The 5,952-nt window shown below is 29.1% G+C and carries 8 protein-coding genes; 4 read left to right on the forward strand and 4 right to left on the reverse strand.

What is annotated here, in order from left to right; genetic code table 11:
- Together AMN99_RS03980 and aspS are read left to right on the forward strand one after the other, a co-directional pair.
- Positions 1 to 502 (forward strand): P-loop NTPase family protein (locus AMN99_RS03980; RefSeq protein ID WP_075506544.1); only part of this gene is annotated, 502 nt, incomplete at its 5' end.
- Positions 503 to 2,287: an aspartate--tRNA ligase gene (aspS, locus tag AMN99_RS03985; protein WP_075506545.1), complete on the forward strand. Its 1,785-nt coding sequence runs from the start codon at positions 503 to 505 to the stop codon at positions 2,285 to 2,287. It begins immediately after the preceding gene.
- Between the two features lie 2 nt (positions 2,288 to 2,289).
- On the opposite strand, the gene AMN99_RS03990 is transcribed toward aspS, so the two are convergent.
- Positions 2,290 to 3,105, reverse strand: a complete 816-nt coding sequence (locus AMN99_RS03990) for a TSCPD domain-containing protein (protein WP_075506546.1) — start codon at positions 3,103 to 3,105, stop codon at positions 2,290 to 2,292.
- A 114-nt stretch (positions 3,106 to 3,219) separates the two neighbouring features.
- Between AMN99_RS03990 and AMN99_RS03995 the strand changes: the two genes are divergently transcribed.
- A complete protein-coding gene (locus AMN99_RS03995; RefSeq protein WP_075506547.1) occupies positions 3,220 to 3,579 on the forward strand; it encodes an NADH-ubiquinone oxidoreductase subunit NDUFA12 family protein in 360 nt (119 codons plus the stop codon).
- The gene (locus AMN99_RS04000) at positions 3,542 to 3,943 is read left to right on the forward strand and encodes a DUF2155 domain-containing protein (RefSeq protein WP_075506548.1); all 402 of its coding nucleotides are present in this window, start codon (positions 3,542 to 3,544) and stop codon (positions 3,941 to 3,943) included. Before AMN99_RS03995 ends, AMN99_RS04000 begins: the two co-directional genes overlap by 38 nt.
- Here AMN99_RS04000 and accC read toward each other — a convergent pair.
- From accC to AMN99_RS04015, 3 genes are all read right to left on the reverse strand, one after another.
- A complete protein-coding gene (gene accC / locus AMN99_RS04005; protein ID WP_075506549.1) occupies positions 3,940 to 5,277 on the reverse strand; it encodes an acetyl-CoA carboxylase biotin carboxylase subunit in 1,338 nt (445 codons plus the stop codon). The two genes, AMN99_RS04000 and accC, sit on opposite strands and share 4 nt — an antisense overlap.
- 3 nt (positions 5,278 to 5,280) lie before the next feature.
- The gene (locus AMN99_RS04010) at positions 5,281 to 5,715 is read right to left on the reverse strand and encodes an acetyl-CoA carboxylase biotin carboxyl carrier protein (RefSeq protein ID WP_075506550.1); all 435 of its coding nucleotides are present in this window, start codon (positions 5,713 to 5,715) and stop codon (positions 5,281 to 5,283) included.
- Positions 5,712 to 5,952, reverse strand: a 241-nt coding sequence (locus AMN99_RS04015; RefSeq protein ID WP_143323924.1) for a type II 3-dehydroquinate dehydratase, incomplete at its 5' end; no start/stop codon positions are given. The genes AMN99_RS04015 and AMN99_RS04010, both read right to left, overlap by 4 nt.

A 5,952-nucleotide genomic window follows, 5' to 3' on the forward strand; every position in this document is an offset into this window, starting at 1 on the left:
AGGAAAATCTCATTTAATTAATATTTTTTTACATAAATTTAAGGGTATTAAAATAAACGCAGCTGATATTAGTAATGAATATTTAAAAAAAATTAAAATCTATGAAAATATAATTATTGAGGATTTAAATAAAAATATTGATGAAAAGTTATTATTCACTTTTTTGAACAACATAGAGCAAGACAATAAGTATTTAATTATTACTTCAACAAAACCTATTGTTGATTACACTTTTGAACTAAATGATTTAAATTCTAGAGCTAAAAATTTTATTTTATCAAAGATTGATAAACCAGAAGATGATTTGTTATATGCCTTAATATTAAAAAATCTTTCTGATCGTCAGATATCAATTGATAAGAAATTAATAGATTTCATTATAAAAAGAATAGATAGATCCTATGGCAAAATATCTGAATTCATATATAAGATCGACGAAATTAGTTTAAAAAGGAAAAAACCAATCGATTTTAAAATTATTAAAGAAGCTTTAGGAGAATAATTGAGTAAATATAGAACACATACTTGTAACGAATTAAGAAAAGAAGACGTTGATAAAAAAGTATTTCTTTCAGGCTGGATCAATAAAAAACGAGACCATGGTAACTTATTATTCATAGATTTAAGAGATAATTATGGTGTCACACAATGTATTATAGATAAGGATAATAAAAATTTCACAAACTTAGAAAAAACTCAATTAGAAACTGTAGTTAAAATCGAAGGTAAGGTTGTAGCTCGATCTAAAGATACAATTAACAAAGAAATAGGCACAGGAGAAATTGAGGTAAAAATTGATACTTATGAAGAACTAGGTTCTTGCAAAGAATTACCGATGCCAGTTTTTAGTGATCAAGAATATGCTGAGGAAATAAGATTAAAATATAGATTTTTAGATCTAAGAAGAAAAAAAATACATGAAAATATAATCCTAAGATCAAAAGTTATTTCACACATTAGAAATGAAATGACTAAATTAGGCTTTTTGGAATTCCAAACACCAATATTAACATCCTCTAGTCCTGAGGGTGCTAGGGATTTTTTAGTTCCAAGTAGATTAAATCCTGGGAAGTTTTATGCGTTACCTCAGGCGCCACAACAATTTAAACAGCTAATTATGGTATCTGGTTTTGATAAGTATTTTCAAATAGCCCCTTGCTTTAGGGATGAGGATGCAAGAGCAGACAGAAGTCCAGGTGAATTTTATCAACTAGATTTAGAAATGTCTTTTGTAGAACAAGAAGATGTTTTTAACGTAGTTGAAAAATTAATGGTTAATACTTTTAAAACATTTTCAAATAAAAAATTATTAAACGATAAGTTTCCAAGAATTTCTTACAAAGAAGCAATGTTAAAATATGGAAGTGATAAACCTGATTTAAGAAATCCACTTATAATCAATGATATTACTGAAATATTTACAAGAGAAGATGTATCTTTTGAAATATTTAAAAAGTTAGTAAAATCCGGTTCAAGAGTAAGATGCATAATAACAAAAAACACAAAGGACAAACCAAGAAGCTTTTTTGATAATATTGATAAATGGGCCAAAGAACAAGGAGCATCAGGTTTGGCTTATTTTACATTTGAAAATGATACTGAGTTGTCTGGTAAAGGACCTATAGGAAAATTTTTTTCAAAAGAGGCATTGTTAGAAATAATGAACTTAACTAATGCAGAAGTAGGGGATAGTATTTTTCTAGCATGTGGAAAACAAAATGAATTAGAAAAAATAACTTCTCAGGCAAGAAATAAAATTGCAGAAGATTTAGACTTAATAGATGAGGATGTGTTTGCGTTTTGTTGGATAGTTGATTATCCAATGTTTGAAAGAGATGAGGTTACCAACAAAATCGAATTTAGTCACAATCCATTTTCTATGCCACAAGGTGATTTGACAGAAAAAGAACTTGAAAATCCTCTAGAGCTTTTAGCTTATCAATACGATATTGTTTGTAATGGTATTGAATTATCCTCTGGTGCCATAAGAAATCATAAACCAGAACTTATGTACAAGTTATTCTCAATTGCTGGTTACGATAAGCAGCAAGTAGATGAAAAATTTAGTGGTATGATAAATGCATTAAGTTATGGTGCTCCACCGCATGGAGGTATTGCTCCAGGAATAGATAGAATTGTCATGTTGTTAGCTAATGAGAAGAATATTAGAGAAGTAACAATGTTTCCAATGAACCAAAATGCACAGGATTTGATGATGAATGCTCCATCTGAAGTTAATCCTGAACAGCTAAAAGAGTTAAACTTGTCTTTGAAAAATAAAAAATAAAATTATTTTTTACCTTTAAGACTTATTTTAACATCAGATAAATCAACTAGATTTTTTTTATAGTTATTTCTTACAAATCCTTTGCTAGTAATATCTTTTACAATTTTTAATAATTGACTTTGATCTTCATTTTCTTGATCATTCGTATCGTTTCCACCAATTGCAGGAGTATGTGCAAGATCTTCTCTATTTTGGTAAGATATAGCTAACTCTCTAAAAATATAATCTAAAATAGAGGTAGCGCTCAATATTCTATCATTTCCATGCACTTTACCTGATGGTTCAAATTTTGTTCCCACGAATGCACTTATAAATTCATCTAATGGTACTCCGTATTGAAGGCCTAAAGATACTGCTATTGCAAAGTTATTCATCAATGCCTTAACTAGCTCTCCTTCTTTACTTGTGTCGATAAATATTTCTCCAATTTTTCCATCTTCATATTCACCTGTATGAAGATAAACTTTATGATCTCCAATTGTAGCTTTTTGAATATAGCCTTTTCGTCTGTCAGGCATACTAAATCTTTTTCCACCTTTTTCTGAGGACTTGTTTAAGTTTTGAACGACGGTTTCTTTACTTATAGAATTTTCACTTGCACTTTTTGAAACTATTTCAATTTTTTTATTTTCTACTACTTTTTTGTTATTTGGATCTAAACTTTTAGTTTTTCTATTGTCTAGTTTGACATCTAAAACTTCGAATTTACCATCGTCTCTTTTTTCTAGATTTTTAAGCTCTGTTTCATTTATGTCGTCTAAGTAATGATTCACCTTAAAGGTACAAGTGTAATAAGTTTCTACAAGATATTTTGCCATTTCACCTCAGTTTAAAATTAGTTTGAAAATAGATTCTATTAATTTATATACTTATTCATATTTTAGTCTAATTTAAATTTTACAATTTTTAATTGAAATAAAAAATAAAATAACATGTTGACACTTTTTAAAAAAATTTTCACTTGGTGGAATCAAGATACTTTTGGAACAAGATTAAAAACAATTTTTTTTGGAAAACTTGCTGGTACAGATCAGTTTGGTAACAAATATTATGAAGATAAAAAAGGAAAAAGATGGGTAATATATTCTGATGTTATTGATGCATCAAAAATTCCAGTTGAGTGGTACTCATGGATGCATTTTACACCTAACAAAATAGAAAAAAAACATGAGCTAGAAAAATATGAATGGCAAAAACCTCATCAATCCAATTTAACTGGTACCGAAGAAGCATATTATCCAAATAAAAATAAAGATGGTGTTAAAAAAAAATATACTAGTTGGAAAGAATAGTTTTTTTCTTTACTTACTAATCTTCTTTTTTCTATTTACATCTATTTCACATTCCAATACTCAACTTGAAGGTTCTTTTACTGAAATTAAAATTTTAGATAAAATTAGTTCTAAAAATACTTCATTAAAACTTAAAAATGGTCAATTACTAAAATTTAAAGACTTATCAATTCAGAGTTTAAAATGTAAAAATTCTGAATTTGATGATAGTCCAGAAATTACTGCTTACATTCAAGTCAGAGATTTATCAAATCAAAATAATGATGAAGTTTTTGTTTTTAATGGATGGATGTTTTCATCAAGCCCTTCAATAACTCCCTTTGATCATCCAATTTATGATGTGTGGCTAGTAAAATGTTATTAAACTATAGTATCTTTATCTAGCCAGCTCACATTAAAATCTGAATTGATAAATTTTTTATGATTTAACAATTTTTTGTGAAGTGGAATAGTAGTTGTAATACCTTCAATAACAAATTCATCTAAAGATCGGTTCATTCTTTGAATAGCTTCTGTTCTATTTCGTCCATGACAAATTAACTTACAAACCATACTGTCATAATATGGAGTAACTTTGTAACCTTGAAATATAGCTCCATCTACTCTTGTTCTAAATCCAGATGGCTGGTGACACATACTTATAACACCTGGAGATGGTTGAAAATTTTTACTAGCATCTTCAGCATTTATTCTACATTCAATAGCATGACCTCTTGGGTTAATATCGCTTTGTTTTAATGCTGTTTCTTCAGAAAATGCTATCCAAATTTGTTCTTTTATAATATCTACTCCTGTTACCATTTCTGTAACAGGGTGTTCTACTTGGACTCTTGTATTCATTTCAAGAAAGTAAAATTTTCCATCTTCGTAGATAAATTCAACTGTACCAGCGCCCATGTATCCAATTTTAGAGACCATTTTTACAGTTTTTTCAAAAAGATCTTTTCTAATTTCATCATTCAAAACAGGACTAGGAGTTTCCTCAATAAGTTTTTGATGTCTTCTTTGAACAGAGCAATCCCTTTCATGTAAATGCACAACTCTATTTTTTCCAGCAAGAATTTGAACTTCTATGTGTCTTGGATTTTGAAAGAATTTCTCAATATACACTTCATCGTTACCAAAATATTTTTGTGCTTCTGATTTAGCTGTGGAAAATAAAGTTTCAAATTCTTCCTCTTTATGTACTATTTTCATACCTTTTCCACCACCTCCACCTGAGGCTTTAATAAGAACAGGAAAGCCAATTTTTTTACAAAGATCTTTTGCTTCATTAATATCCCTAACACCACCTTCAGATCCTTCAATGACTGGTAAACCATTTTCTTTAGCTATTCTTTTAGCTTGAATTTTATCTCCCATCATTTCGATGTGTTTTGAAGATGCACCAATAAATTTAATTTTATTTTCTTCCAAAATTTTAGCAAAGTTAGCATTTTCTGATAAGAAGCCGTATCCTGGATGAACAGCGTCTGCATTAGTCAGTTCTATTGCAGACATTAATGCAGGAATATTTAAATAACTGTTTGCTGGTTGATGAGATCCTATACAGACACTTTCATCTGCCATTCTTACATGCATGCTTTCTCTATCAACATCTGAATGGACCGCAACTGTTGCAATACCCCATTCTTTACATGCTCTTATAATTCTAACTGCAATTTCTCCACGATTTGCAATTAAAATTTTTTTGAACATTAATTATTCTAAAATAAGAATTGTTTGACCAAACTCAACTGGCTGACCATCATCAACACAAATTTCTTTTACAACACCATCATGCGTGGAAGGTACGTGATTCATAGTCTTCATTGCTTCAACAATCATAATTGTGTCACCTTTTTTAATTTTTTTACCAACTTCAACAAATTTTTTCGCCCCAGGTTCTGGTGCATGATAAGCAGTTCCAATTATTGGAGAAGTAATTTCTGTACCAGATTTAACGTTTTCAGAAGATTGGGAAGCAGCAGTTAAATTTGTATTGTTTGCAGATGCTGGAATTGTTTGACTGCTAATTGATACATTATTTTTTGAAACTTTAATCTTAGTATCTTTTTCGGTAATTTCTATTTCAGTTAAATTAAACTCATCTAAATAGTTACTAAGTTCTTTGATTATGTTTTTATCTATTTTCATTTTTGTAAAAGCTTTTGTAATGAAATTATGGCCAAAATATATCCTTCAGTGCCTAATCCAAAAATCCCACCTGTTGCAACTCCACTAATAAGTGATTTATGTCTAAATTCTTCCCTTTTATATATGTTCGATATATGCATTTCAATTATTGGTTTCTTGAACAATTCAAGTGCATCTCTTATTGCAACTGAAGTATGTGTGAATGCAGCAGCATTTATAATCATTCCATCATAAGTT

Source organism: Candidatus Pelagibacter communis, from assembly GCF_001180225.1.
Classification (GTDB): Bacteria; Pseudomonadota; Alphaproteobacteria; order Pelagibacterales; family Pelagibacteraceae; genus Pelagibacter; species Pelagibacter ubique_D.

Excerpts from the sequence above, each read along its gene's own strand:
- AMN99_RS03995 (WP_075506547.1), top strand. The coding sequence starts at position 3,220 with ATGTTGACACTTTTTAAAAAAATTTTCACTTGGTGGAATCAAGATACT.
- AMN99_RS04010 (WP_075506550.1), bottom strand. The coding sequence starts at position 5,715 with ATGAAAATAGATAAAAACATAATCAAAGAACTTAGTAACTATTTAGAT.
- accC (WP_075506549.1), bottom strand. The coding sequence starts at position 5,277 with ATGTTCAAAAAAATTTTAATTGCAAATCGTGGAGAAATTGCAGTTAGA.
- AMN99_RS03990 (WP_075506546.1), bottom strand. The coding sequence starts at position 3,105 with ATGGCAAAATATCTTGTAGAAACTTATTACACTTGTACCTTTAAGGTG.
- AMN99_RS04000 (WP_075506548.1), top strand. The coding sequence starts at position 3,542 with ATGGTGTTAAAAAAAAATATACTAGTTGGAAAGAATAGTTTTTTTCTT.